General features: G+C 65.5%; 23 protein-coding genes. 13 read left to right on the top strand and 10 right to left on the bottom strand.

The features are described from left to right. Nucleotides 1-17 precede the first annotated feature (17 nt). The gene (gene pyk / locus LOY33_RS20480; protein WP_043862122.1) at nt 18-1,469 is read left to right on the top strand and encodes a pyruvate kinase; all 1,452 of its coding nucleotides are present in this window, start codon (nt 18-20) and stop codon (nt 1,467-1,469) included. 590 nt (nt 1,470-2,059) lie between these two features. Here the strand turns inward: pyk and LOY33_RS20485 are convergent. Next, on the bottom strand, nt 2,060-2,986 hold the full coding sequence (locus tag LOY33_RS20485; RefSeq protein WP_229589906.1) for an iron-sulfur-binding ferredoxin reductase: 927 nt from the start codon (nt 2,984-2,986) through the stop codon (nt 2,060-2,062). Further along, the gene (locus LOY33_RS20490; RefSeq protein WP_043862120.1) at nt 2,979-4,091 is read right to left on the bottom strand and encodes a GGDEF domain-containing protein; all 1,113 of its coding nucleotides are present in this window, start codon (nt 4,089-4,091) and stop codon (nt 2,979-2,981) included. Before LOY33_RS20490 ends, LOY33_RS20485 begins: the two co-directional genes overlap by 8 nt. A 283-nt stretch (nt 4,092-4,374) precedes the next feature. Between LOY33_RS20490 and LOY33_RS20495 the strand changes: the two genes are divergently transcribed. Beyond that, nucleotides 4,375-5,898, top strand: coding sequence for a fumarate hydratase (locus LOY33_RS20495; protein WP_043862119.1), 1,524 nt, complete (start codon nt 4,375-4,377; stop codon nt 5,896-5,898). 104 nt (nt 5,899-6,002) lie between these two features. Here the strand turns inward: LOY33_RS20495 and LOY33_RS20500 are convergent, their stop codons facing one another. From LOY33_RS20500 to LOY33_RS20515, 4 genes are all read right to left on the bottom strand, one after another. Continuing rightward, nucleotides 6,003-6,584 (bottom strand): DJ-1/PfpI family protein, encoded by a 582-nt coding sequence (locus LOY33_RS20500; protein ID WP_043862118.1) that lies wholly within the window; start codon nt 6,582-6,584, stop codon nt 6,003-6,005. Nucleotides 6,585-6,625: 41 nt separating this feature from the next. Next, complete coding sequence (locus tag LOY33_RS20505) at nt 6,626-7,783, bottom strand: phosphatidylserine/phosphatidylglycerophosphate/cardiolipin synthase family protein (RefSeq protein WP_054914815.1); 1,158 nt, start codon at nt 7,781-7,783, stop codon at nt 6,626-6,628. Nucleotide 7,784: 1 nt separating this feature from the next. Beyond that, the gene (locus tag LOY33_RS20510; RefSeq protein WP_043862116.1) at nt 7,785-8,366 is read right to left on the bottom strand and encodes a YceI family protein; all 582 of its coding nucleotides are present in this window, start codon (nt 8,364-8,366) and stop codon (nt 7,785-7,787) included. Between the two features lie 93 nt (nt 8,367-8,459). After that, entirely contained in the window at nt 8,460-9,353 is an 894-nt protein-coding gene (locus tag LOY33_RS20515) for an acyl-CoA dehydrogenase family protein (protein ID WP_210014210.1), read from the bottom strand. Between the two features lie 133 nt (nt 9,354-9,486). Here LOY33_RS20515 and olsB point away from each other — a divergent pair, with 133 nt between their 5' ends. Then, a complete protein-coding gene (gene olsB / locus LOY33_RS20520; RefSeq protein WP_043862114.1) occupies nt 9,487-10,242 on the top strand; it encodes an L-ornithine N(alpha)-acyltransferase in 756 nt (251 codons plus the stop codon). Next, entirely contained in the window at nt 10,242-11,015 is a 774-nt protein-coding gene (locus LOY33_RS20525; RefSeq protein ID WP_258659912.1) for a lysophospholipid acyltransferase family protein, read from the top strand. The genes olsB and LOY33_RS20525 overlap by 1 nt, the downstream gene beginning before the upstream one ends. Here the strand turns inward: LOY33_RS20525 and LOY33_RS20530 are convergent. After that, on the bottom strand, nt 10,991-11,581 hold the full coding sequence (locus LOY33_RS20530) for an ACP phosphodiesterase (RefSeq protein ID WP_043862112.1): 591 nt from the start codon (nt 11,579-11,581) through the stop codon (nt 10,991-10,993). The genes LOY33_RS20525 and LOY33_RS20530 overlap by 25 nt on opposite strands. A gap of 159 nt (nt 11,582-11,740) precedes the next feature. Between LOY33_RS20530 and LOY33_RS20535 the strand changes: the two genes are divergently transcribed. From LOY33_RS20535 to LOY33_RS20545, 3 genes are read left to right on the top strand one after another with little or no spacing between them, the layout of a single operon-like run. Continuing rightward, nucleotides 11,741-12,043 carry a helix-turn-helix transcriptional regulator gene (locus LOY33_RS20535; RefSeq protein WP_043862111.1) on the top strand — a complete coding sequence of 101 codons (303 nt, stop codon included), beginning with the start codon at nt 11,741-11,743 and terminating at the stop codon, nt 12,041-12,043. A gap of 13 nt (nt 12,044-12,056) precedes the next feature. Continuing rightward, nucleotides 12,057-13,226, top strand: coding sequence for an MFS transporter (locus LOY33_RS20540; protein WP_258659913.1), 1,170 nt, complete (start codon nt 12,057-12,059; stop codon nt 13,224-13,226). Between the two features lie 20 nt (nt 13,227-13,246). Continuing rightward, the gene (locus LOY33_RS20545) at nt 13,247-14,296 is read left to right on the top strand and encodes an alkene reductase (RefSeq protein WP_058540894.1); all 1,050 of its coding nucleotides are present in this window, start codon (nt 13,247-13,249) and stop codon (nt 14,294-14,296) included. A 109-nt stretch (nt 14,297-14,405) separates the two neighbouring features. Here the strand turns inward: LOY33_RS20545 and LOY33_RS20550 are convergent, their stop codons facing one another. The 3 genes from LOY33_RS20550 to LOY33_RS20560 are packed head-to-tail and all read right to left on the bottom strand — an operon-like array spanning nt 14,406 to nt 17,204. Further along, complete coding sequence (locus LOY33_RS20550) at nt 14,406-15,230, bottom strand: hypothetical protein (protein WP_058540893.1); 825 nt, start codon at nt 15,228-15,230, stop codon at nt 14,406-14,408. 39 nt (nt 15,231-15,269) lie between these two features. Continuing rightward, the gene (locus LOY33_RS20555; RefSeq protein ID WP_058540892.1) at nt 15,270-16,265 is read right to left on the bottom strand and encodes an NAD(P)-dependent oxidoreductase; all 996 of its coding nucleotides are present in this window, start codon (nt 16,263-16,265) and stop codon (nt 15,270-15,272) included. 12 nt (nt 16,266-16,277) lie between these two features. Beyond that, nucleotides 16,278-17,204, bottom strand: coding sequence for a LysR family transcriptional regulator ArgP (locus LOY33_RS20560; protein ID WP_236176835.1), 927 nt, complete (start codon nt 17,202-17,204; stop codon nt 16,278-16,280). Nucleotides 17,205-17,326: 122 nt separating this feature from the next. Between LOY33_RS20560 and LOY33_RS20565 the strand changes: the two genes are divergently transcribed. The 6 genes from LOY33_RS20565 (at nt 17,327) to LOY33_RS20590 (ending at nt 25,206) form a co-directional block, all read left to right on the top strand. Continuing rightward, a complete protein-coding gene (locus tag LOY33_RS20565; RefSeq protein WP_043862105.1) occupies nt 17,327-17,926 on the top strand; it encodes a LysE/ArgO family amino acid transporter in 600 nt (199 codons plus the stop codon). A 186-nt stretch (nt 17,927-18,112) separates the two neighbouring features. Then, nucleotides 18,113-18,709, top strand: a complete 597-nt coding sequence (locus LOY33_RS20570; RefSeq protein ID WP_054914821.1) for a superoxide dismutase — start codon at nt 18,113-18,115, stop codon at nt 18,707-18,709. Between the two features lie 264 nt (nt 18,710-18,973). Further along, the gene (locus LOY33_RS20575; protein ID WP_370409116.1) at nt 18,974-21,055 is read left to right on the top strand and encodes a putative bifunctional diguanylate cyclase/phosphodiesterase; all 2,082 of its coding nucleotides are present in this window, start codon (nt 18,974-18,976) and stop codon (nt 21,053-21,055) included. Between the two features lie 144 nt (nt 21,056-21,199). Then, nucleotides 21,200-22,531: an imelysin family protein gene (locus LOY33_RS20580; RefSeq protein ID WP_043862102.1), complete on the top strand. Its 1,332-nt coding sequence runs from the start codon at nt 21,200-21,202 to the stop codon at nt 22,529-22,531. A 168-nt stretch (nt 22,532-22,699) separates the two neighbouring features. Beyond that, nucleotides 22,700-24,127, top strand: a complete 1,428-nt coding sequence (locus LOY33_RS20585) for a di-heme oxidoredictase family protein (protein ID WP_043862101.1) — start codon at nt 22,700-22,702, stop codon at nt 24,125-24,127. A gap of 14 nt (nt 24,128-24,141) precedes the next feature. Further along, on the top strand, nt 24,142-25,206 hold the full coding sequence (locus LOY33_RS20590) for an imelysin family protein (RefSeq protein ID WP_258659914.1): 1,065 nt from the start codon (nt 24,142-24,144) through the stop codon (nt 25,204-25,206). Nucleotide 25,207 lies beyond the last annotated feature (1 nt).

The raw sequence follows: 25,207 nt of genomic DNA on the forward strand, positions 1-25,207 counted from the left end.
ACTACAGGAGTCTGTGCATGACCATCCGCCGCACCAAAATTGTCGCCACCCTTGGCCCCGCCAGCAACTCGCCGGAAGTTATCGAGCAACTGATCCTTGCGGGTCTGGACGTCGCTCGCTTGAACTTCTCGCACGGCACCCCGGACGAGCACAAGGCTCGCGCCCGCATGATCCGTGACATCGCTGCCAAGCATGGCCGCCACGTCGCGCTGCTGGGCGACCTGCAAGGGCCGAAGATCCGCATTGCCAAGTTTGCCAACAAGCGAATCGAACTCAAGGTCGGCGACCGCTTCACCTTCTCCACGGCTCACCCGCTCACCGAAGGCACCCAGGATATCGTCGGCATCGACTACCCGGACCTGGTCAAGGACTGCGGCGTGGGTGACGAACTGCTGCTCGACGACGGCCGCGTGGTCATGCGCGTCGAAACCGCCAGCGCTGACGCCCTGCACTGCGTGGTGCTGATCGGCGGCCCGCTGTCGGACCACAAGGGCATCAACCGTCGCGGCGGCGGCCTGACCGCCCCGGCCCTGACCGAGAAAGACAAGGCCGATATCAAGCTGGCGGCCGAGATGGACCTGGACTACCTGGCCGTGTCGTTCCCGCGTGATGCCAGTGACATGGAATACGCCCGTCGCCTGCGTGACGAGTCCGGTGGTACGGCCTGGCTGGTGGCCAAGATCGAACGTGCCGAAGCCGTGGCCGACGACGAGACCCTCGACGGCCTGATTCGCGCCAGTGATGCAGTGATGGTGGCCCGTGGTGACCTGGGTGTGGAAATCGGCGACGCCGAGCTGGTGGGCATCCAGAAGAAGATCATTCTGCATGCACGCCGCCACAACAAGGCGGTGATCACCGCGACCCAGATGATGGAGTCGATGATCCAGAACCCGATGCCGACCCGTGCCGAAGTGTCCGACGTGGCCAACGCCGTGCTCGACTACACCGACGCGGTAATGCTGTCGGCCGAGAGTGCTGCCGGTGCCTACCCGCTCGAGGCGGTACAGGCCATGGCGCGGATCTGCCTGGGCGCCGAGAAGCACCCTACCAGCAAGACCTCCAGCCACCGCATGGGCACGCAGTTCAGCCGTTGCGACGAGAGCATCGCGCTGGCGGCCATGTACACCGCCAACCACTTCCCGGGTGTGAAGGCGATCATTGCCTTGACCGAGAGTGGCTACACCCCGCTGATCATGTCGCGTATTCGTTCGTCGATCCCGATCTTCGCCTTCTCGCCGCACCGCGAGACCCAGGCGCGGGTTGCGATGTTCCGTGGCGTGTACACCGTACCGTTCGACCCTGCGGCGCTGGCGCCGGAGCAAGTCAGCCAGGCGGCGGTGGACGAGCTGCTCAAGCGTGGCGTGGTCGAGCAAGGTGACTGGGTCATCCTGACCAAGGGTGACAGCTACCACACCATCGGTGGCACCAATGGCATGAAGATTCTGCATGTCGGTGATCCGTTGGTCTGAAGCTGACCGGTTGTCACTAGAGCCCCGCCTTGATGGCGGGGCTTTTTTATGGGTGCGATACGCCGGTGCCGGTGATCTTGAGCTGGCTTTGATCTGCCGGCCCTTCAGAAGGCCGAGTGGAGTCGCCATCCAGGCTGGATAATCTCTCGACTCTGGATCAGTGGTTCCAATGACAGCAAGCATATCCAACATGAATACAGACGCCGAGGGCCCCTTCCGCTCTTACAGCGGCTTACTTTTTTCTTGGAAAAAGTAAGCAAAACCGCTCCGTCCATCATCAGGCCCTACGCTTCGCTACGGGTCCCCTCCCTCCGGCGCCGCTCCGGGGGCACGCGACCCGAGTTGCAAGCAACTCTAACAGTCGCTCGCTTCGGCTAACGCCGAAGGGGCTTCGCCCCGCCCCCTGCACGACACCTCCACTCGGCCTTCTGGGGGACGGAAGATCAAAATCAAAAGCAGATCAAGATCAAGATCAAGATCAAGAGCCAGAGCCAGAGCCAGAGCCAGAGCCAGAGCCAGAGCCAGAGCCAGAGCCAAGGCCAGCGCAAACGCCGCAGGAGCCTGCAGTACCTCCTTATGGGAACAGGAGCTCAGGCATGCCCCACGAATACATCCGCAAACAGCTGATTACGCGGCAACCCCGCCAGAAACATCCCACGCGCAAACCGCTCCACACTCGACGCAGAGCCACAAGCCAGCGCAATCGTCTGACGCGATGCCAGACGCATCGGCCCCAACTCCTCCGGTATCAGCAACTGCACCTCCACCTGCGGGTACCGCCGCGCCAGGTCATCCAGCTCCCGCTGCAGGTAATGCCCACCCGCCTCGCTCGCCACATGCACCACCCTGATCGCCCCCTGATGCTCCTGACGCAGCGCCTCGCGCACAATCCCCCACAGTGGCGCCAGCCCGGAACCCGCCGCCAGCAGCCACAACGGCCGGGCCTGCCAGTCCGGATCGTAATGCAGCGCGCCACCGCGCAACTCCCCCAGGCGCACCAGGTCGCCCACCTGCAACCCCCGCGCCGCGCTGCAGAACGCCCCGGCATGCCGACAATCCAGGTGAAATTCGAGCCATTCATCCTCGCCCGGCACGCTGGCCAGCGAATACGGTCGCGCAACACCTTGCACGCTCCACAGCACCAGATGCTGCCCCGCCTGATACCGCAACGGCCTGTCCGGTTGCAGGCGCAGCCGCAGCACCTGCGCGCCCAGCCAGTCCAGCGCGACGACCCGCGCCGGCGCCCCATCGCGCACCGGGTCGAACACCGCTACCTGCAGGTCACTCTCGACCCGACACTGGCAGGCCAGCCGCCAGCCCTCCAGGCGCTTGCCTTCACTCAGCGCATCGGGCCTGGCATCACCCGGCACACCCGCCAGACAACGCACCAGGCAAGCATGGCAGCTCCCCGCCCGGCAGCTGTAGGGCACGCCCACGCCAGCCTCGTTCAGCGCATCCAGCAGGTTGCTGCCCTCGGCCACCTGCCAACTGCGCTCACCTACGCACAACTCAGGCATCCACCACCTCCCAGGCCGGCACACAGCGATTTCGGCCGCTGCGCTTGGCGCGGTACAGCGCCTGGTCGGCACGGTGCAATGCATTGTCCAGGTCATCCTCGGCTGTCAGCAGGGTCATGCCGACCGACAGGCTCAAGGGCCCCACCTGCCCCTGCATCGCCGCCGAGGGCAACGCACCAAAGGCCTGACGCAGACGCTCGCAGCAATGTTCCAGGGCCTGGGCCGTGCAATCGGGCAACAACAGCACGAACTCCTCGCCGCCATAGCGGGCCAGCACCGCAGCGTCGCACAGGTGCTCGCTGGCAACCTGGGCAAAGGCCTGCAGTACCCGGTCGCCGACCGCATGCCCGTGGGCGTCGTTGATGCGCTTGAAATGGTCCAGGTCGATCAGCGCCAGGCCATGCCGGCTCCCCATGGGCATGCTGGCCAGGGCATCGCTGGCCAGGCGCAGAAAATGCCGGCGGTTGAACAGGCCGGTCAGCTCGTCGGTGGCCACCAGTTCCTCCAGTTGCCCCATCATGCCGCGCAGGGTGTCTTGGTGCGCCTGCAGGGCGATGCGGCGCTGGCGCATGCGCTGGCGCGAGGCCTGCACGTAGCGGGCATACAGGCACAACCAGCACAGCACCACGAACAGCGTGCATACCTGCAACGCCGCCAGCGCCGGGTCCGACAGGCGCCCGTTGCCCCACTCCCACAGGTTCAGGCCGAGAAAGCTGCACAGCACCACCAGCGCGCAGCGGGTGAACGAACGGCCGTTGAGGTGGAACAGGCCGAACATCAGGATCAACGGGTACAGCACCAGGAAGGTGCCACGGGCCTGGTCCAGGTTGGCCAGCAGCCAGGTTTGCCAGGCCGCTGCCAGCAGCACCTGGAACTCCGTGAGGCTGGGGTCGCGCCAGCGCAGGTTGACGCCACTGGCAAACACCCAGCCCAGCCACGCCAGGTTGAGCAACAGCAGCACACTGCTCGCGCCGATGACCGGCACCGGCGCCTGCACATGCCCGCCCAGCACGGCGACCCAGGCCAGCAGCAGCACCAGCAGGTAACTGCCGGCAGCCAGCAGGAAACGCTTGAGAAGAAGCTTTTGCAGAGCGGTTTCGGTCACGGGTGACTCACCAGGCAGCCGAGCGGCAGCGGTTGTGACGGGGGGCAGTCGGTACTGTAGGACGTGTTCGAAATAATTGCCACGCAAAAACAGTGCCTGGCAGCAGGCGACCATGGTTGGCCGCACTGGCGCGTGTACCGGCAGGCGATGCGCGCTATACTGCCGCGCCTTTTTGCGTCGGCCACTGCGTGTCGGCGCGCCTTGAAAGGTCATTGCGACGCCTCGGCCCGTGAACGTCGCGATACCTTAATGAATGTTCCCGTCTTTAAGAGGAGCGCGCTGCATGACCGTGATCAAGCAAGACGACCTGATTCAGAGCGTTGCCGACGCCCTGCAGTTCATTTCGTACTACCACCCCGTCGATTTCATCCAGGCCATGCACGAGGCCTACCTGCGTGAAGAGTCGCCGGCTGCGCGCGACTCCATCGCGCAGATCCTGATCAACTCGCGCATGTGCGCCACCGGCCACCGGCCGATCTGCCAGGACACCGGTATCGTCACCGTGTTCGTGCGCGTCGGCATGGACGTGCGCTGGGATGGCGCGACCATGAGCCTGGACGACATGATCAACGAAGGCGTGCGTCGCGCCTACAACCTGCCCGAGAACGTGCTGCGCGCCTCGATCCTGGCCGACCCGGCAGGTGCCCGCAAGAACACCAAGGACAACACCCCGGCCGTGATCCACTACTCGATCGTCCCTGGCGACAAGGTCGAGGTCGATGTCGCGGCCAAGGGCGGCGGTTCGGAAAACAAGTCGAAGATGGCCATGCTCAACCCGTCCGACTCGATCGTCGACTGGGTGCTCAAGACCGTTCCGACCATGGGCGCCGGCTGGTGCCCGCCGGGCATGCTCGGCATCGGTATCGGCGGTACTGCCGAGAAGGCCGCGGTGATGGCCAAGGAAGTGTTGATGGAGTCCATCGACATCCACGAGCTCAAGGCCCGTGGCCCGCAGAACCGCATCGAAGAGATCCGCCTGGAACTGTTCGAGAAGGTCAACCAGCTGGGCATCGGCGCCCAGGGCCTGGGCGGCCTGACCACCGTGCTCGACGTCAAGATCATGGACTACCCGACCCACGCAGCCTCGCTGCCGGTGTGCATGATCCCCAACTGCGCAGCCACCCGTCACGCGCACTTCGTGCTCGATGGTTCCGGCCCTGCAGAGCTGGAAGCACCGTCGCTGGACGCCTACCCGGAAATCGTCTGGGAAGCCGGCCCGTCGGCCCGTCGCGTCAACCTCGACACCCTGACCCCGGAAGACGTGCAAAGCTGGAAGCCGGGCGAGACCATCCTGCTCAACGGCAAGATGCTGACCGGCCGCGACGCCGCGCACAAGCGCATGGTCGAGATGCTCAACCGTGGCGAAGAGCTGCCAGTGGACCTCAAGGGCCGCTTCATCTACTACGTCGGCCCGGTTGATCCGGTGCGCGAAGAAGTGGTTGGCCCGGCAGGCCCGACCACCGCAACGCGGATGGACAAGTTCACCCGTCAGATCCTGGAGCAGACCGGCCTGCTGGGCATGATCGGCAAGTCCGAGCGCGGCCCGACCGCCATCGACGCGATCAAGGACAACAAGGCCGTGTACCTGATGGCCGTGGGTGGCGCTGCCTACCTGGTGGCTCAGGCGATCAAGAAATCCAAGGTGCTGGCATTTGCCGAACTGGGGATGGAAGCGATCTACGAGTTCGACGTGAAAGACATGCCGGTGACCGTTGCGGTCGACAGCAATGGCGAGTCGGTGCACATCACCGGGCCTGCGCTGTGGCAGAGCAAGATCGCGCAAAGCCTGGCAGTGGAAGTGAAGTAAGCGCCAGCGCTACAAGCTGAAAGCTGAAAGCGGCAAGGGAGTGATCCCTTGCCGCTTTTTTGTTGCCTGTACCGGCCTCTTCGCCGGCACGCCAGCGAAGGCTTTCAGAGGGTAATGCGCGTACCCAGCAACCCCAGGAACCCCGCCAGCCACGCCGGGTGCGCAGGCCAGGCCGGCGCACTGGCCAGGTTGCCCTGCACATGCGCCGCCGTCACCTCGATCTCGACGTAACGCCCACCTGCCAGGCGCACCTCCGGCGCACACGCCGGGTACGCACTGCACTCGCGCCCCTCCAGCACCCCGGCCGCCGCCAGCAGTTGCGCCCCATGGCACACCGCCGCAATCGGCTTGCCCGCCTGGTCGATGGCGCGCACCAGTTGCAGCACCTCTTCATTCAGGCGCAGGTACTCCGGCGCACGCCCGCCCGGGATCACCAGCGCGTCGTAGTCTTCGGCACGCACCTGGGCGAAATCGAAGTTCAGGCCAAAGTTGTGCCCCGGCTTCTCGCTGTAGGTCTGGTCGCCCTCGAAGTCATGGATGGCGGTACGTACCGACTGCCCGGCCGACTTGCCCGGGCACACCGCATGCACCGTGTGGCCAACCATCTGCAGCGCCTGGAACGGCACCATCACTTCATAGTCTTCGACGTAATCGCCGACCAGCATGAGAATCTTTTTCGCTGCCATTTCGTCAACTCCTTCTGATGCGGGGGAAAATCGAAAGAACCTCAGTCGCGCCGGTCCAGCAGGTTGACCACCACCCGGTCCAGCCAGCCCCAGATACGCTGTTTCACACGCCGCCACAGCGGCCGCGCCTGCCAGTCGTCCAGGTCGACCTGGCGGCTCAGGGCAAAGTCGCGCTCGAAGCTCGCCACCACGTCGGCGGTCAGTTGCGGGTCGATGGCCTCGACGTTGGCCTCAAGGTTGAAACGCAGGTTCCAGTGGTCGAAATTGCATGAGCCAATGCTCACCCAGTCGTCCACCAGCACCATCTTCAGGTGCAGGAAGCATGGCTGGTATTCGAATATCTTCACCCCTGCCCGCAGCAGGCGCGGGTAATAGCGATGACCGGCATAGCGTACCGAAGGATGGTCGGTACGCGGGCCGGTCAGCAGCAGGCGCACATCGATGCCCAGCGCGGCCGCGCGGCGCAAAGCCCGGCGCACCTTCCAGGTGGGCAGAAAATACGGCGTGGCCAGCCAGATACGACGCTTGCCGCTGATCAGCGCACGCACCAGCGACTGCAGGATGTCGCGGTGCTGGCGGGCGTCGGCATAGGCCACCCGGCCCAGGCCCGGGCCTGCAACCGGCACCCGCGGCAGGTGCGCCAGGCCGAAATGGGTGGGTGGGCGCCACGCGGTGCGGCGCAGGTTGGAACGCCACTGGCGATCGAACAGCATCTGCCAGTCGGCCACCAGCGGCCCCTGCATCTGCACCATCACCTCGTGCCATTCGCTGACCGGCTCGCCCGGTGTCCAGAACTGGTCGGTGACCCCGGTGCCGCCGACCACCGCCCAGGCCTGGTCCACCAGCAGCAGCTTGCGGTGGTCGCGGTACAGGTTGCGCAGCCCCCGGCGCCAACGCAGGCGGTTGTACCAGCGCAACTCAACGCCGGCGCCCAGCAGGCGCTGACGCAGGCTCAAGGTAAAGGCCAGCGAGCCGTAGTCATCGAACAGGCAGCGTACCCGCACGCCGCGCTCGGCGGCCTGCACCAGCGCCTGCACCATGGCCTCGGCACACGCCCCGGCCTCGACCAGGTACAGCTCCAGGTCGACCTGGTGCTCGGCACCCATGATCGTCTGCAGCATGCGCGGGAAGAACTGCGGGCCGTCGATCAGCAGTTCGAACTGGTTGCCGGCACGCCATGGAAACACCGGCCCGGCCATTTCAGCGCGCCGTGAAGATCAGTACCGCACCCACCGGCACCGACAGGTTGATCGACTGCAGCCCGGCGAGCTTCTGCAACGTCTTGAGGCCGGGCAGCAGGTCGAAGTGATCGGCGCTCAGTACCAGCGGCTCCAGGGTCACCACCTGGAAACGCCGCTCGTCGAGCCGGGTGGCGAGCAGCTGCGCGTTGTAGCTGTGGGTCTTGCCGTGCAGGTTGACGGTCACCGGCAGGCGCAGTTCGACCTGGGCACCGTTGGCCAGGTCGTTGATCGGACGCAGGTCGATCTGCGCCTGGATGGTCGCGTCGGGGTATTTGGCCACCTCGAACAGGTCGTTGCGCATGCGCTCGTCACGTAGCGGGATGCCGCTGCTGACCGAGTCCATCTCGATCTGCAGCTCGGCCGCACCCTTGCGATCGACCTTGCCATGCAGCACCAGAAAGCGATGCACCTCGGACACGTTGCCGTTCTTGCTGGTGATGAACGACAGGCGCGACGATTCGCCGTCCAGGTGCCAGTTGGCCTGGGCAGGCAGGCTCGCCAGGGCCAGCAGGGCGAGAGCGATTCGGGGCAGGCTGAACATGCAGGTTCCTGAAAGCGTAAAGCCGCCAACATTACCCGCCTGCCCGCACGGCAGCAAGCGACAGCCTGTGGCCATGCGGGCAGCCCGGCAACCTCAGGCCAGCCCGCTGCCGGCCCATGCCTTGGCCAGGCGCCTGGCCCGCGCCGCGCTGGCGATCTGCAGGATGCCCTGGTCGCGCTGCCACAGCTCGGCCCAGGGCCCCGGCGTGCTCGTCAGCGCCTGGTCGAGCTCGCCGCTCAGTTGCGAGAACTGCGCGAACAGTCCGCCCAGCAACAGGTGGAACGCCGCCGAATCGGCGCATTGCCGGCTGCCTTCGGCACACCCGGCCAGCAGCCCGATCAGGCGCAGCAAAAGCCCCTGCGGCCAGGCATTGGCGCGGCCTACCCCGTACAGCCAGGCGCTCAGGGCGCTGAGCACGTACAGGTCTTCCAGCGAGCGGAACGGCTTGACGTAGGCATCCCAGCCGTCACCGGCCAGGCGTTCGCACAGGGCCTGTTCAAGGTGCAGGCGGGCATGCCCGACCTCAGGCATCAACGGCAGGCTCGGCAAGGGCTCCACGCGCACACCGGGCTCCCCCGGGTACACCACCGCCAGGCTCAGCCGAGGCGCCTGGCCCGGTGCTTCGCAGCGCGCCGCCACCAGCAGCCAGTCGGCGTCCGGCCCGGCGGTGACGAAATCCTTGCTGCCGCTCAGGCGCAGCGTGTCGAGCGCCAGGCGCATGCCCATGTCGGCGGCGCGCACGCTGCGCCGCTCACTCGCACACAGGGCGCCGAGGCCCGCCGGAGCGCTGGGCCACAGCACGCGCAAGGCGGCCTGGTAGCCCACCAGAAACGCCAGCCCCGGGGTCGGCATGGCTTGCCCGCCCAGCACTGCCAGCTCGAACGGGCTGACCGTGCCCAGCTGCTCCAGCAGGCTGGCGTAGGTGTCGCCCAGGTTATCGGTTGCCAAGGGCGGAATGGGGTCGTTGAGTCGCTGCAGCCAGGCCATCGGCGTGCTCCTTGAGGGCTGTCATACAAGCATCACCAAAGCTTCATGGGGGTGACACCGCGTCTACCTAGGCTGAGCTTGCACAACATAGTCGACCGGCCGCAACCCCATGGCTGGCTTATGGAGACTCGCAATGACCCTGACTGCATGCCCTGGCGACACCCGTAACGAACGCCGTCTGCAGGCCGAGCGCCTGGTCGGCCCCGCCGCGCTGCACGAAGCCCAGGCATTGCGCTTTCGCGTGTTCAGCAGCGAATTCAAGGCCAGGCTCAAAGGCGCCGAACACGGGCTGGACATGGACGACTACGACATCCACTGCCAGCACATCGGCGTACGCGACCTCAACAGCGGGCACCTGGTGGCCACCACCCGCCTGCTCGACCACCAGGCCGCCAGCAGCCTGGGGCGCTTCTACAGCGAAGAGGAGTTCAGCCTGCATGGCCTGGGCCATCTGCAGGGTCCCATCCTTGAACTGGGGCGCACCTGCGTCGACCCGGCCTACCGCAACGGCGGCACCATCGCGGTGCTGTGGGGCGAGCTTGCCGAGGTACTCAACGAGGGCCGCTACAGCTACCTGATGGGGTGCGCCAGCATCCCCATGCAGGACGGCGGCGTGCAGGCCCACGCGATCATGCAACGCCTGCGCGAGCGCTACCTGTGCACCGAGCACCTGCGCGCCGAACCGAAGAACCCGCTGCCCAGCCTGGCACTGCCCGGCAACGTCATCGCCGAGATGCCGCCGCTGCTCAAGGCCTACATGCGCCTGGGAGCCAAGATCTGCGGCGAGCCGTGCTGGGACGAAGACTTCCAGGTGGCCGACGTGTTCATCCTGCTCAAGCGCGACGAGCTGTGCCCACGCTACGCCCGCCACTTCAAGGCGGCGGTGTGATGCAACGCCTGCGCGTGTATGCGCGAATCGTCCGGGTGCTGCTGGTGGTGCTGTTCGGGCTGGGCATGGCCAGCCTGTTCAGCCTGTACGAGCGCCTGCACCTGAGTACTCCCGACGACCGCCGCCAGCGCTGGTCGCAATTGTTCATGGCCCGGCTTGCCCGGGCCTTGCCGTTCAAGGTCACGGTGATCGGCAACCGCCCGCAGCAACCGATGCTGTGGGTCAGCAACCACGTGTCGTGGACCGACATCCCGCTGCTGGGCATGCTCGCGCCGATGTCGTTCCTGTCCAAGGCCGAGGTGCGCCAGTGGCCGGTAGCCGGCTGGCTCGCGCTCAAGGCCGGCACCCTGTTCATCCGCCGCGGCGGCGGCGACAGCCAGCTGCTGCGCCAGCAGATCGCGCGGCACCTGCAACAGGCCTGCCCGGTGCTGATCTTCCCCGAAGGCACCACCACCGACGGGCGCAGCCTGCGCACCTTCCACGGGCGCCTGCTGGCCAGCGCGATCGACACCGCCACGCCCGTGCAACCGGTGGCCGTGCGCTACCTGCGGGGCGGCAAGCCCGACCCCATCGCGCCGTTCGTGGGCGATGACGACCTGCTTTCGCACCTGCTGCGCCTGTTTGCCCACGACTGTGGCGAGGTGCAGATCCACCTGCTGGCGCCCATCCAGAGCGCCGGCCAGGAACGTGCGGCACTGGCGTTCAATGCCCAGCTGGCGATCCACACGGCGTTGTTCGGCGCCCAGCCTCAGCGCCGCGCCAAGGCGGCCTGAGCGTCGGCCGCAAAGCCCTGCAGTTCGGGGTAGAAGTGGCGAAAGTCTTCCATCAGCGGGCCGTACAGCGCCTGTACCTCCTGCATCGCGCCTGCCATACCCTCGGGGCGTGACAGGCGCCGGGCGATACCGTTGAACACCTGTTCAAGCACCGCGAACTCGCGGTACGAGCCCAACCAGTCGTCCGCCGCCATGTACGGCGCAATCTGCGCCAGGCGCCCGGGCAGCTCGGGCTCGGCCGCCAGCACCTGGTACACGCGCCCGGTGAACTGGCTCAGCGGCTGCCGGGCATAGTCGTGCCAGTGCAGCGCCAGGCAGTGGTCGAAAAACACATCGAGGATGATCCCGGCATAACGGCGCCGCTCGCGCGGAAAACGCGCCAGCGCCGCCAGTACCCGCGGGTGGCTGTCGGTGTACACGTCGATCTGGCGGTGCAGGCGGATGGCGGCTTCCAGCGGCTGGGCAAAGCGCCCCTGCAACGGCCCCTTGACGAAGTCGCCGTACAGGCTGCCGAGCAGTTGTTCGGGCTGCTGGCCGCCCAGGTGAAGGTGTGCGAGGTAGTTCATAGGCCGCAGTCTAGCACCGCTTGCCCGCTTGAATATCGTTATAACCCGATATAGCGATTCATGCGCACGCCAGAACCAAATCATATTTGTATATCGCGAAATACCGATTTATATTTCGCCCCATCGCGATATAACGCTATACCCACCACGAGCCCACCCATGCCTCTTGATCTCGACGAAATAATAAAAGCCCTGGCCCACCCAGTACGGCGAGAAATCCTGAACTGGTTGAAAGACCCGCAAGCCTGCTTCCCCGACCAGCACCACAGCACCGAACACGGTGTGTGCGCCGGGCAGATCGACCAACGCTGCGGCCTGTCGCAGTCCACGGTCTCGGCCCACCTGGCCACCTTGCAGCGCGCGGGGCTGATCAGCAGCCAGAAGATAGGCCAGTGGCACTTCTTCAAACGCAACGAGGAAACCATCCAGGCCTTCCTCCAGCAGATGAGCCAAGAGCTCTGACAAGGACCTTGCAATGCCCCTTTCGCTGTTGATCCTGGCGCTGAGCGCCTTCGCCATCGGTACCACCGAGTTCGTCATCATGGGCCTGCTACCGGATGTGGCAAGCGACCTGGGTGTGTCGATCCCCGGTGCCGGCTGGCTGGTGACCGGCTACGCGCTGGGCGTGGCCATCGGCGCGCCGTTCATGGCCCTGGCCACCGCCCGGCTGCCGCGCAAGGCCGCACTGGTGGCGCTGATGGGGGTATTCATCATCGGCAACCTGCTGTGCGCCCTGGCCACCGACTACAACGTGCTGATGTTTGCCCGCGTGGTCACCGCGCTGTGCCACGGCGCCTTCTTCGGCATCGGTTCGGTGGTGGCGGCCAACCTGGTTCCGGCCAACCGCCGCGCCTCGGCCGTGGCGCTGATGTTCGCCGGCCTGACCCTGGCCAACGTGCTGGGCGTGCCACTGGGTACCGCGCTGGGCCAGGTGTACGGCTGGCGCTCGACGTTCTGGGCAGTGACCGTGATCGGCGTGATCGCGCTGATCGGCCTGATCCGCTTCCTGCCGATCAAGCGCGACGAAGAGAAACTCGACATGCGTGCCGAGCTGGCTGCGCTCAAGGGCGCCGGTATCTGGCTGTCGCTGTCGATGACCGTGCTGTTCTCGGCCTCGATGTTCGCCCTGTTCACCTATGTGGCGCCGTTGCTGGGTGATGTCACCGGCGTGTCGCCACGCGGCGTGACCTGGACCCTGCTGCTGATCGGCCTGGGCCTGACCCTGGGCAACATCCTGGGCGGCAAGCTGGCCGATCGTCGCCTGGCCGCCACGCTGATGGGCGTGTTCGCCGCCATGGCGGTCATCTCCACCGCCCTGAGCTGGACCAGTACCGCGCTGATTCCGGCCGAGATCACCCTGTTCCTCTGGGCCACCGCCGCGTTCGCCGCCGTGCCGGCCCTGCAGGTCAACGTGGTGAGTTTCGGCAAGGCGGCACCGAACCTGGTGTCGACCCTGAACATCGGTGCCTTCAACCTGGGCAATGCGCTGGGCGCCTGGGTCGGCGGCACCGTGATCGACCAGGGCCTGGGCCTGACCCGCGTGCCCCTGGCGGCAGCGGCGCTGGCCGTGCTGGCCCTGATCGTCACCCTTATCACATTCAGCCAGGGCGGCAACAAAGCCGAACTGGCACCTGCCACTCACTGATTGCCACGAGGTTCACGCACATGACAACGCTATTCGACCCGATCACCCTTGGCGACCTCGAGTTGCCCAACCGCATCATCATGGCCCCGCTGACCCGCTGCCGGGCCGACGAAGGCCGCGTACCCAACGCGCTGATGGCCGAGTACTACGTGCAGCGCGCCAGCGCCGGGCTGATTCTCAGCGAGGCCACCTCGGTGACCCCGCTGGGCGTGGGCTACCCCGACACACCGGGCATCTGGAGCAACGACCAGGTGCGTGGCTGGACCAACGTGACCAAGGCGCTGCACGGTGCTGGCGGGCGCATCTTCCTGCAACTGTGGCACGTGGGACGCATCTCGCACCCGCTGTACCTGAACGGCGAAACGCCGGTTGCGCCGAGCGCGGTGCAGCCCAAGGGGCATGTGAGCCTGGTGCGCCCGATCACCGAATTCGTCACCCCGCGCGCGCTGGAAACCGAGGAAATCGCCGACATCATCGAGGCCTACCGCATCGGTGCCGAGAACGCCAAGGCGGCCGGCTTCGACGGTGTGGAGCTGCATGCGGCCAACGGCTACCTGATCGACCAGTTCCTTCAGAGCAGCACCAACCAGCGCACCGACGAGTACGGTGGCTCGCTGGAGAACCGTGCACGGCTGCTGCTGGAAGCGACCGATGCGCTCATCGACGTGTGGGGCGCGCAGCGCGTGGGCGTGCACCTGTCGCCACGGGCCGACCTGCACGACATGGGCGATGCCAACCTGACCGAGACGTTCACCTACGTGGCGCGGGAGCTCGGCAAACGTGGCATCGCCTTCATCTGTGCGCGTGAGCGAGTGGCCGAAGACAGCATCGGGCCGTTGCTCAAAGAGGCGTTTGGCGGGCCGTACATCGCCAACGAACGCTTCGACAAGGCCAGTGCGAATGCTGCCATTGCCAACGGCACGGCCGATGCGGTGGCCTTCGGCGTGCCGTTCATTGCCAACCCCGACCTGCCGGCACGGCTGCAAGCGGATGCACCGCTGAACGAGCCACGGCCTGACACGTTCTACTCCAAGGGCCCGGTCGGGTACATCGATTACCCGGTGATGTAAGCGTCGGCTCTGTCGCGGGTCAAGCCCGCTCCCACAAGGGTATCGGTGGTGTGCAGACAGCCACTGTACCGGTGGGAGCGGGCTTGACCCGCGATAACTTCACAGCGGATCAGGGCTTGGCGTTGATCTGCCGTTGCAGGTTCTGCACCTGGCTCTGCAAGGTGGTGATGTTGCGGGTCACCTGCCCGCGAAACGCATCGAACTCCGCCGTCGAGGCACCCGCCCCGGCAGCCGCCGCTGGGCGATTCTCCTGCTCGCTCTTGAGCACGATCAGGTCCTGTTCCAGGCGCTGGATCGCCGCCCCCGGATCCCCCTGCTTCTTCAATGCGGCAATCTCCGTCGACAGGCTCTTGAGCTGCGCATCGACCTTGCCGGTATCAGCCTGCGCCGCCTTCACCGCCGCCAGCTCCGTGGCCACGGCCTTGAGTTGCGCCTGCAACTGGGCATTGGTTGCCTGCTGCTCGCCAACCTGCGCCAGGGCCTGCTCCAGCCGCTTGCCCAGGTCCCCCTGCTGCCCGGCTACGCCCTGCTGCTGCTTGCTCTGCTCGGCGAGGCTGGCCTGCAACTGCTTTATCTGCAGCTTCAGTGCCTCGCTGCCGGTGCTGACGCTCGACTCGCTGGCCGCCACCTTGCCGCTGATGTCCTGCAGGCGCCCGGCAGCTTCTTCACTGATGCGCGCAAAGCTTTCCTGGGTGGCCACCAGTTGCTGCTCCATCAGCGAAATCTGCTGGAAGCTCCACCAGCCAAGCCCGGCCAGGGCGATGAACGAAGCGCCCACCAGCGCCCACAACGGCCCGGTGGCCGCCGGCTTGCGCGGTTTGCCGCGCACGGCGGCCACCCGTGCACCTGGCGCCGGGGCAAAGTCGTCATCATCGCGACCGCCGGCCTTGAGGCTGGGTACATCATCGAAATCGTCGTGAGCATCGTTGCGCATGGATCAACCGCCGTGAGTGCAAATGAGCGCCAGTATAAGTCAGTGGCCGCCGTGCTGGGCCTTCCACCAGCCGCAGAATTCATCCAGCGCCGCCCACAGGCTGACCTGCGGGCGGTAGTCCAGCTGCTGGCGGGCGCGGCTGATGTCCAGGGTGAAATCCTTGTTCATCACCTGCACCGCCAGGCGCGACAGGGTCGGTTGCGGACGGCCCGGCCACAGCAGGCAGGCCCCCTCGTTCAGCGCGCCCAGGCTGTAGGCCAGGCCACTGGAGCGGTAGCGCGTGACCTGGGGCAGGTCCATGCGCCGCATCACGTAGTTGATCACGTCCCACAGCGGCAGCGGGTGGCCGTTGCTGATGTTGTAGGCCTGCCCGAGCGCGTCGTTGCCGGCCAGCACCGCGTTGATCAGCGCCTCGTTGAGGTTCTGCACGCTGGTGAAGTCGACCTTGTTCAAGCCGTTGCCGATGATCGCCAGACGGCGTTTCTGCTGCATCTTGAGCAGGCGCGGGAAGATGCTCACATCCCCTGCCCCGGTGACGAAGCGCGGGCGCAGGGCCAGCACTTCCAGGCCGAACTCCTGGGCACCGAAAACCTTCTGCTCGGCCAGGTACTTGGTGGTCGCGTAGGCATCGTGCAGGCGCCGCGGCACCTGCTCTTCGGTCACCCCCAGGCGCGAGCGCCCGTTCCAGTAGATCGACGGCGAGGACAGGTGCACCAGGCGACGAACGTGTTCCTTCAGGCACGCCTCCACCACGTTCTCGGTGACCACCACGTTGCCCTGGTGAAAGTCCTGGTAGCGTCCCCAGTTGCCCACCGCACCGGCGCAGTGCACCACGGTTTCGACGCCCTGGCAGACCCGCCGGGCCAACTCCGGGTCGCCCAGGTCCCCCGGAATGAACTGGGCGCCGCGGCGCACCAGGTGCTCGACGCCTTCGGCCCGCCGGCCATTGACCCGTACCTCCATGCCCTGCTCCAGGGCAAAGCGTGCAAAGCGCCCGCCAATGAAGCCGCTTGCGCCGGTGACCAGAATTCGCATGAAGCACTCCGCCTACTTGTTTGCAGATGATGCAGACGCCGGCAAACCCGACCACGGCACCAACCAACTGCTGGCGCTGCGCCGCAGGTGGTCGGTGAGTTGGCCGAGCAATTGCCCGCCATTGCGCCAATGATGCCAGTACAGCGGCACATCGATCGGCTTATCCGCCAGAATTTCCACCAGCTGCCCGTTGGCCAGTTGCGCCTGGGCCTGCAATTCGGGCACCAGGCCCCAGCCCACGCCGGCCTCGGTCATGCGCAGAAAGCCCTCCGAAGACGGGCACAGGTGATGCAGGAATGCACCATCGATACCCAGCGACACCAGGTAGCGGTGCTGCAGAAAATCGTCCGGGCCGAACACCACGGCCGGGGTGCGGGCCAGGCGCGCCACCTCTACCCCCTGGGGAAAGTGGCGCGCCATGAAGTCGGGGCTGGCCAGCGCACGGTAGCGCATGGCGCCGAGCAGCTCGCTGCGCGCCCCGGCAACCGGTCGCTCGCTGGCGCACAGGCAGGCCGCCACTTCGCCGGCGCGCATGCGCTTGAGGCCCACCTCCTGGTCTTCCACCACCAGCTCCAGCAGCACCCGCTCCTGTGCACAGAACGCCCCGACCGCCGCCGCCCACCAGGTGGCCAGGCTGTCGGCGTTGAGCGCTACCCGCAGACGCTCGGGCTGGCCGCCATCGTCCAGCGCCGGCACCTGATGCTGCAGGTCGCGCTCGAGCAGGCGCACCTGCTGTACATGGTTGAGCAGGCGCTTGCCGATCTCGGTGGGCGCTGGCGGCGCGGCGCGTACCAGCACCGGCTGGCCGACGCGCGCCTCCAGCAGCTTGATGCGTTGCGAAATGGCCGATTGCGACAGCCCGAGCAACTGTGCGCCCCGCTCGAAACCGCCCTGCTCGATCACCGCCGCCAGGGCGGAAAGCAACTTGTAGTCGAACATCAGTTTCCCTAATGCCGGATGAGGTTTATTGGTTTTTCTTATACGCCCACTGTCCGCACAATAGCCAGCGATCCCCCCTGTATTTTCGGCAGCCCGTGTGGCTGCTTCGCGGAGCACCTCCCATGTGGCAAAGCTACCTCAACGGCCTGCTGGTCGCCTTCGGGCTGATCATGGCTATCGGTACCCAGAACGCCTTCGTGCTGGCGCAGAGCCTGCGCCGTGAGCACCACCTGCCGGTGGCGGCGCTGTGCGTGTTCTGTGATGCGGTGCTGGTGGCGCTTGGCGTGTTCGGTCTGGCCACGGTGCTGGCGCAGAACCCGACCCTGCTGGCGGTCGCGCGCTGGGGTGGGGTGGTGTTTCTGCTGTGGTATGGCAGCAAGGCGCTGATACGCGCCTGCTCCAGCCAGAGCCTGGAGCAGGGCGAGGGCCTGGGTCAGCGTTCGCGTCGCGCGGTGTTGCTCAGTGCCCTGGCGGTGACCCTGCTCAACCCCCACGTGTACCTGGATACCGTGTTGCTGATCGGCTCGCTGGGTGCGCAGCAAAGCGTGCCAGGTGCCTACGTGGCGGGTGCAGCCAGTGCCTCGCTGCTGTGGTTCTTCACCCTGGCGCTGGGTGCGGCCTGGTTGGCGCCGTGGCTGGCCCGGCCTGGCACCTGGCGCCTGCTGGACCTGATGGTGGCGGTGATGATGTTTGCGGTGGCGTTGCAACTGGCGCTGGGCTGACCCGTTCGTCAGGTGTCGGCAAAGGCTCTGGAACCTCTATTCCATACACTTGTTGCGTGGTTTAGGTCAGGGCCCGGTGCTATGATCCCGAATCTGCGTCGCAAAGAGTAAAAACTCGCCGATGCATTCCGGCCGCCCGTGATCGGCCTTGCGCTCACCGCAACAGACCTGATTAGGAGAATCACCATGGCTTTTGAATTGCCGCCGCTGCCTTACGCACACGATGCCCTGCAGCCGCACATTTCCAAGGAAACCCTGGAATACCACCACGACAAGCACCACAACACCTACGTCGTGAACCTGAACAACCTGGTGCCAGGCACCGAGTTCGAAGGCAAGACCCTGGAAGAGATCGTCAAGACTTCTTCGGGCGGTATCTTCAACAACGCCGCTCAGGTCTGGAACCACACCTTCTACTGGAACTGCCTGGCGCCAAACGCTGGTGGCCAGCCTACCGGTTCGCTGGCTGAAGCCATCAACGCCGCGTTCGGTTCGTTCGACAAGTTCAAGGAAGAGTTCACCAAGACGTCGGTTGGCACCTTCGGTTCCGGTTGGGGCTGGCTGGTCAAGAAAGCTGACGGCTCCCTGGCGCTGGCCAGCACCATCGGTGCCGGCAACCCGCTGACCAGCGGTGACACCCCGCTGCTGACCTGCGACGTGTGGGAGCATGCCTACTACATCGACTACCGTAACGTGCGTCCGAAGTATGTCGAGGCGTTCTGGAACCTGGTCAACTGGAAGTTCGTGGCTGAGCAGTTCGAAGGCAAGACCTTCACTGCATAAGTGCTGCTTCTGAAAAAACCCGGCTCAGGCCGGGTTTTTTTATGCCGAAAAAGCGGCAAAGAGCAAAACCCCACCCACCAACCTTTTTTAACCAATTTCACCAACACCCTCTCTTGCTGCCCCCCCATACCGCGCTAACATCAATCGTTGGGAAACTTGTCGTACATCGCTCAAGTCGCAAGGCCGGGCAACCGATACAGTGACCGCTGGATCATGAATCCTGCCAACGGCCGATAGTGGATTGCCACAGATGATGGCAAAATGATGCCATGCGCATGGATTAAGGAAACCCCATTGAAGCTGGAACTCAAAAACAGCTTGTCGGTCAAGTTGCTCAGAGTGGTCCTGCTCTCGGCACTGGCCGTGGGCGTGGTACTCAGCTGTGCGCAGATCGTCTTCGATGCCTACAAGACCCGCCAGGCTGTCGCCAACGACGCCCAGCGAATCCTCGACATGTTCCGCGACCCTTCCACCCAGGCCGTATACAGCCTGGACCGCGAAATGGGCATGCAGGTCATCGAGGGGCTGTTCCAGGATGAGTCCGTGCGCATGGCCTCCATCGGCCACCCCAACGAAACCATGCTGGCAGAAAAGTCGCGCCCTCTGCAGGAACTGCCGACCCGCTGGCTCACCGACCTGATCCTCGGCCAGGAACGCACCTACACCACCCAGCTCGTCGGCCGCGCGCCCTACAGCGAATACTACGGCGACCTGAGCATCACCCTCGATACCGGCGCCTACGGCCAGGGCTTCGTGGTCAATTCGGTGATCATCTTCATTGCCGGCGTGCTCCGCGCCCTGGCCATGGGGCTGGTGCTGTACCTGGTCTACCACTGGCTGCTGACCAAGCCACTGTCCAAGCTCATCGAGAACCTCACCCAGATCAACCCCGACCGCCCCAGCCAGCATCAGCTGCCGCTGCTCAAGGGCCACGAGAAGAACGAACTGGGCCTGTGGGTGAACACCGCCAACCAACTGTTGGCGTCCATCGAACGCAATACCCACCTGCGCCACGAGGCCGAGAACAGCCTGCTGCGCATGGCCCAGTACGACTTTCTCACCGGCCTGCCCAACCGCCAGCAACTGCAACAGCAACTGGACAAGATCCTGGTCGATGCCGGGCGCCTCCAGCGCCGGGTTGCGGTGCTGTGCGTAGGCCTGGACGACTTCAAGGGCATCAACGAACAATTCAGCTACCAGGCCGGCGACCAGTTGCTGCTGGCCCTGGCCGACCGCCTGCGTGCCCACAGCGGTCGCCTGGGTGCCCTCGCCCGCCTGGGCGGCGACCAGTTCGCGCTGGTGCAGGCCGACATCGAACAACCCTACGAGGCCGCCGAGCTGGCCCAGAGCATTCTCGATGACCTGGAAGCGCCGTTCGCCCTGGACCATCAGGAGATCCGCCTGCGCGCCACCATCGGCATCACCCTGTTCCCCGAAGACGGCGACAGCACCGAGAAGCTGCTGCAAAAGGCCGAACAGACCATGACCCTGGCCAAGAGCCGTTCGCGCAACCGCTATCAGTTCTACATCGCCAGCGTCGACAGCGAGATGCGCCGGCGCCGCGAGCTGGAAAAGGACCTGCGCGAAGCCCTGCCGCGCAATCAGCTGTACCTGGTTTACCAACCGCAGATCAGCTACCGCGACCACCGCGTGGTGGGCGTCGAGGCGCTGCTGCGCTGGCAGCACCCGGAGCTGGGCATGGTTCCGCCCGATCAGTTCATACCGCTGGCCGAACAGAACGGCAACATCATCGTGATCGGCGAATGGGTGCTCGACCAGGCCTGCCGGCAACTGCGCGAATGGCACGACCAGGGCTTCAGCGACCTGCGCATGGCAGTCAACCTGTCGACCGTGCAGCTGCACCACAGCGAGCTGCCCCGGGTGGTCAACAACCTGCTGCAGATCTACCGCCTGCCGCCGCGCAGCCTGGAACTGGAAGTGACCGAGACCGGCCTGATGGAAGACATCAGCACTGCCGCCCAGCACCTGCTGAGCCTGCGCCGCTCCGGCGCGCTGATCGCGATCGACGACTTCGGCACCGGCTATTCCTCGCTCAGCTACCTCAAGTCGCTGCCGCTGGACAAGATCAAGATCGACAAGAGCTTCGTGCAGGACCTGCTCGACGATGACGACGACGCCACCATCGTTCGCGCGATCATCCAGCTGGGCAAGAGCCTGGGCATGCAGGTGATCGCCGAGGGCGTGGAAACCGCCGAGCAGGAAGCCTACATCATTGCCCAGGGCTGTCATGAAGGTCAGGGCTACCACTACAGCAAGCCGCTGCCGGCACGCGAGCTGACCGCCTTCCTCAAAGCAGCGCAACGCAACCAGGTATCGATTCTGTGAGTGACGCTGCCGCCAAGGGCAGCGTGAACAGCATTTGAATTTTTACGTGGCAACCTCTTTACAGAAAATGCATATCTTTCGCATTATGTTGCACCTTTGCGTGCGGCTGCACGCCTGTTCAACCTCTCGACGCAGGAATAGCCCATGATTCGTATGCCTCTGGCCACCGCCAGTCTGCTGGCCATTGCCATCTCCCTCGCCGGCTGCGGCGATGACAAGGACAAGGCCGCCGCACCACAGGCCGCCGCACCTGCTGCCGCCAGCACCACCCAGGCGTCCGGGGCCGTCGACGAAGCCGCCGCCCAGGCGGTGGTCAAGCACTACGCCGAGATGGTGTATGCCGTGTACAGCGACTCGCTGAGCACCGCCAAGACCCTGCAGACCGCAGTCGATGCCTTCCTTGCCAAGCCCGACGCCGACACCCTGGCCGCCGCCAGGACTGCCTGGGTAGCCGCCCGTGTACCGTACCTGCAGAGCGAAGTGTTCCGCTTCGGCAACACCATCATCGACGACTGGGAAGGTCAGGTGAACGCCTGGCCGCTGGACGAAGGCCTGATCGACTACGTCGACAAGAGCTATGAACACGCCCTGGGCAACCCGGCCGCCACCGCCAACATCATCGCCAACACCGAGATCCAGGTGGGCGAAGACAAGGTCGACGTCAAGGACCTGACCCCCGAGAAGCTGGCCAGCCTGAACGAGCTGGGCGGTTCGGAAGCCAACGTCGCCACCGGCTACCACGCCATCGAATTCCTGCTGTGGGGCCAGGACCTCAACGGCACCGGCCCGGGCGCCGGCAACCGCCCTGCCTCGGACTACCTGCAAGGCGAAGGCGCCACCGGCGGTCACAACGAGCGTCGTCGTGCCTACCTCAAGGCCGTGACCCAGCTGCTGGTCAACGACCTGGAAGAAATGGTCGGCAACTGGAAGCCGGCAGTGGCCGACAACTATCGCGCCACCCTGGAGGCAGAACCTGTCGCCAACGGCCTGCGCAAGATGCTGTTCGGCATGGGCAGCCTGTCGCTGGGCGAACTGGCGGGCGAGCGCATGAAGGTCTCGCTGGAAGCCAACTCGCCTGAGGACGAGCAGGACTGCTTCAGCGACAACACCCACTACTCGCACTTCTACGACGCCAAGGGTATCCGCAACGTCTACCTGGGCGAGTACACCCGCACCGACGGCACCAAGCTGAGCGGCCCGAGCCTGTCGTCGCTGGTGGCCAAGGTCGATCCGGCCACCGACAACACCCTGAAGGCCGATCTGGAAGCTACCGAGGCGAAGATCCAGGTGATGGTCGACCACGCCCTCAAGGGTGAGCACTACGACCAGTTGATCGCTGCCGACAACGCTGCGGGCAACCAGATCGTGCGTGACGCCATCGCCGCGCTGGTCAAGCAGACCGGTGCCATCGAACAGGCTGCGGGCAAACTGGGCATCACCGACCTGAACCCGGACACCGCTGACCACGAGTTCTGAGTGGTAGCGTGCTGAAACAGAGGCGGCCTTCGGGTCGCCTTTTTTGTGGGACCTCTTCGCTGGAAGCTGAAGCAGATTTCATCCAGCAAACGCAAATCCCTCTTATTCATATCCCCCGCGCCTGCTAAGCTTGCACGCCGGTTTTACGCTAGCCATTCAGGATTCTCGATGCCCGCTCCGCTTCACCGCGCCCTTCCCCTGCTACTGGCCCTGGCCCTGAGCGCCTGTGACGACGCCCCGCGTTTCACCAAGGCCGAACCTGGCGAGGCGCGTGCCGGTGGCAGCACCACCGTGAACAAGCGCGACCGCAACGCCTACTCCATGCCCTCGGCCAACCTCACCCCGAGCCAGCGCCTGGACTTCAGCGTGGGCAACAGCTTCTTCCGCAGCCCGTGGGTGATCGCCCCGTCCACCACCACCGCGCGCGATGGCCTGGGCCCGCTGTTCAACACCAACGCCTGCCAGAACTGCCATATTCGCGACGGGCGCGGGCACCCGCCCGCAGAGGGCGCCAAAAACGCGGTATCGATGCTGGTGCGCCTGTCGATCCCCGACCAGCCCGAATACGCCAAGGTCATCGAGCAACTGGGCATCGTGCCCGAGCCGGTCTATGGCGGGCAGTTGCAGGACATGGCCGTGCCCGGCGTGGCCCCCGAGGGCAAGGTGCGGGTCAGCTACACCCCGGTGAACGTAACCTTCAAGGACGGCACCCAGGTCGAACTGCGCAAGCCGCAGCTGCAGATCACCCAGCTTGGCTACGGCCCGATGCACCCCGACACACGCTTCTCGGCACGCGTCGCGCCGCCGATGATCGGCCTGGGCCTGCTCGAGGCCATCCCTGATGAGGCCATCCTGGCCAACGCCGACCCCGAGGGGCGCAACGGCACCGGCATTCGTGGCCGGCCCAACCTGGTATGGGACGACGCCCAGGGCAAGCAGGTACTTGGCCGCTTCGGCTGGAAGGCCGGGCAACCCAACCTCAACCAGCAGAACGCCCATGCGTTCTCCAGCGACATGGGCCTGACCAGCAGCCTGGTGCCGCGCGACGACTGCACCCCGGCGCAGCTCGATTGCCTGGCCCAGCCCAATGGCAACGGCGCCGATGGCGAGCAGGAGGTCAGCGACAACATCCTGCGCCTGGTGCTGTTCTACACCCGCAACCTGGCGGTGCCGGTACGCAAGGACGTCGATTCGCCCCAGGTGCTGGCTGGCAAGAACCTGTTCTTCCAGGCCGGCTGCCAGGGCTGCCACACCCCCACATTCACCACCTCGGCCAATGCCGCCGAACCGGAGCTGGCCAACCAGACCATCCGCCCCTACAGCGACCTGTTGCTGCACGACATGGGCCCGGGGCTGGCCGACAACCGCAGCGAATTCGCCGCCGGTGGCCAGGACTGGCGCACCGCGCCGCTGTGGGGCATCGGCCTGAACCAGACCGTCAGTGGTCATACCCAGTTTCTGCATGACGGGCGCGCCCGCAACCTGCTCGAGGCCGTGCTCTGGCACGGCGGCGAAGCCGAGCCTGCGCGCCAGCACGTCTTGACCTTCAATGCCGAGCAACGCGCCGCGTTGCTGGCGTTCCTGAACTCACTCTAGAGAAGGAGCCGGACATGTTCCGTCCCAAGCTGTTGTTCACCAGCCTCGCCGCCATCGCCCTGGGCGCCTGCTCGCCGCAGGACCCGCAGGCCGTGACCTCTGCCGCGATCGCCAAGCAGGTGATCCTGCCGACCTACAGCCGCTGGGTCGAAGCCGACCGCCAGCTGGCCGTCAGCGCCCTGGCCTTCTGCGAAGGCAAGGCCGACCTGGCCACCGCACGCGCCGACTTCCTGCACGCACAAAAAGCCTGGGCCGAGTTGCAACCGCTGCTGATCGGCCCGCTGGCAGAGGGCAACCGCGCCTGGCAGGTGCAGTTCTGGCCCGACAAGAAGAACCTGGTGGGCCGTCAGGTCGAGCAACTGGTCAACGGCGACAAGCCGGTGGATGCCGAGACCGTGGCCAAGTCCAGCGTCGTGGTGCGTGGCCTGTCGGCCTACGAGTACATCCTGTTCGACAGCAAGCCGGACGTCGCCACCGCCGAACAGAAGGCCCGTTATTGCCCGCTGCTGGTGGCCATCGGCGAACACCAGAAGAACCTCGCCGAAGAGATCCTCAAAGGCTGGAACAGCACCAACGGCATGCTGGCGCAGATGACCAAGTTCCCCAACCAGCGCTACGCCGACTCCCATGAGGCGATCGCCGACCTGCTGCGCGCCCAGGTCACCGCGCTGGACACCCTGAAGAAGAAGCTCGGCACGCCGATGGGTCGCCTGAGCAAGGGCATCCCGCAGCCGCTGCAGGCTGAAGCCTGGCGCAGCCACTCCTCGCTCAAGAGCCTGGAAGCCAGCCTGATCGCCGCCCAGACCGTGTGGGTCGGGGTCGACAACCAGGGCCTGCGCGGCCTGCTGGGCAAGGACCAGAAGGCCCTGGCCGACAAGATCGACGCGGCCTATGCTGATGCCCTCAAGCAACTGAAGGCAATCGATCGGCCCCTGGGCGAAATGCTCCAGGACGATGCCGGCCGCGAGCAACTGAACGCCTTCTACGACAGCCTGAACGTGGTTCACCGCCTGCATGAAGGTGAACTGGCCAAGGCGCTGAACATCCAGCTGGGCTTCAATGCCAACGACGGTGACTGAT

Origin of the sequence: Pseudomonas sp. B21-036, from assembly GCF_024748925.1 — a bacterium.
Classification (GTDB): domain Bacteria; phylum Pseudomonadota; class Gammaproteobacteria; order Pseudomonadales; family Pseudomonadaceae; genus Aquipseudomonas; species Aquipseudomonas palmensis.

Coding starts and splice junctions, on each gene's coding strand:
- LOY33_RS20485 (WP_229589906.1), bottom strand. CDS start 2,986: ATGCCTGAGTTGTGCGTAGGTGAGCGCAGTTGGCAGGTGGCCGAGGGC.
- LOY33_RS20530 (WP_043862112.1), bottom strand. CDS start 11,581: ATGAACTACCTCGCACACCTTCACCTGGGCGGCCAGCAGCCCGAACAA.
- LOY33_RS20590 (WP_258659914.1), top strand. CDS start 24,142: ATGTTCCGTCCCAAGCTGTTGTTCACCAGCCTCGCCGCCATCGCCCTG.
- LOY33_RS20500 (WP_043862118.1), bottom strand. CDS start 6,584: ATGGCAGCGAAAAAGATTCTCATGCTGGTCGGCGATTACGTCGAAGAC.
- LOY33_RS20545 (WP_058540894.1), top strand. CDS start 13,247: ATGACAACGCTATTCGACCCGATCACCCTTGGCGACCTCGAGTTGCCC.
- LOY33_RS20510 (WP_043862116.1), bottom strand. CDS start 8,366: ATGTTCAGCCTGCCCCGAATCGCTCTCGCCCTGCTGGCCCTGGCGAGC.
- LOY33_RS20570 (WP_054914821.1), top strand. CDS start 18,113: ATGGCTTTTGAATTGCCGCCGCTGCCTTACGCACACGATGCCCTGCAG.
- LOY33_RS20560 (WP_236176835.1), bottom strand. CDS start 17,204: ATGTTCGACTACAAGTTGCTTTCCGCCCTGGCGGCGGTGATCGAGCAG.
- LOY33_RS20565 (WP_043862105.1), top strand. CDS start 17,327: ATGTGGCAAAGCTACCTCAACGGCCTGCTGGTCGCCTTCGGGCTGATC.
- LOY33_RS20525 (WP_258659912.1), top strand. CDS start 10,242: ATGCAACGCCTGCGCGTGTATGCGCGAATCGTCCGGGTGCTGCTGGTG.
- LOY33_RS20515 (WP_210014210.1), bottom strand. CDS start 9,353: ATGGCCTGGCTGCAGCGACTCAACGACCCCATTCCGCCCTTGGCAACC.
- LOY33_RS20495 (WP_043862119.1), top strand. CDS start 4,375: ATGACCGTGATCAAGCAAGACGACCTGATTCAGAGCGTTGCCGACGCC.
- LOY33_RS20550 (WP_058540893.1), bottom strand. CDS start 15,230: ATGCGCAACGATGCTCACGACGATTTCGATGATGTACCCAGCCTCAAG.
- LOY33_RS20535 (WP_043862111.1), top strand. CDS start 11,741: ATGCCTCTTGATCTCGACGAAATAATAAAAGCCCTGGCCCACCCAGTA.
- LOY33_RS20555 (WP_058540892.1), bottom strand. CDS start 16,265: ATGCGAATTCTGGTCACCGGCGCAAGCGGCTTCATTGGCGGGCGCTTT.
- pyk (WP_043862122.1), top strand. CDS start 18: ATGACCATCCGCCGCACCAAAATTGTCGCCACCCTTGGCCCCGCCAGC.
- LOY33_RS20505 (WP_054914815.1), bottom strand. CDS start 7,783: ATGGCCGGGCCGGTGTTTCCATGGCGTGCCGGCAACCAGTTCGAACTG.
- LOY33_RS20585 (WP_043862101.1), top strand. CDS start 22,700: ATGCCCGCTCCGCTTCACCGCGCCCTTCCCCTGCTACTGGCCCTGGCC.
- LOY33_RS20575 (WP_370409116.1), top strand. CDS start 18,974: ATGCCATGCGCATGGATTAAGGAAACCCCATTGAAGCTGGAACTCAAA.
- olsB (WP_043862114.1), top strand. CDS start 9,487: ATGACCCTGACTGCATGCCCTGGCGACACCCGTAACGAACGCCGTCTG.
- LOY33_RS20540 (WP_258659913.1), top strand. CDS start 12,057: ATGCCCCTTTCGCTGTTGATCCTGGCGCTGAGCGCCTTCGCCATCGGT.
- LOY33_RS20580 (WP_043862102.1), top strand. CDS start 21,200: ATGATTCGTATGCCTCTGGCCACCGCCAGTCTGCTGGCCATTGCCATC.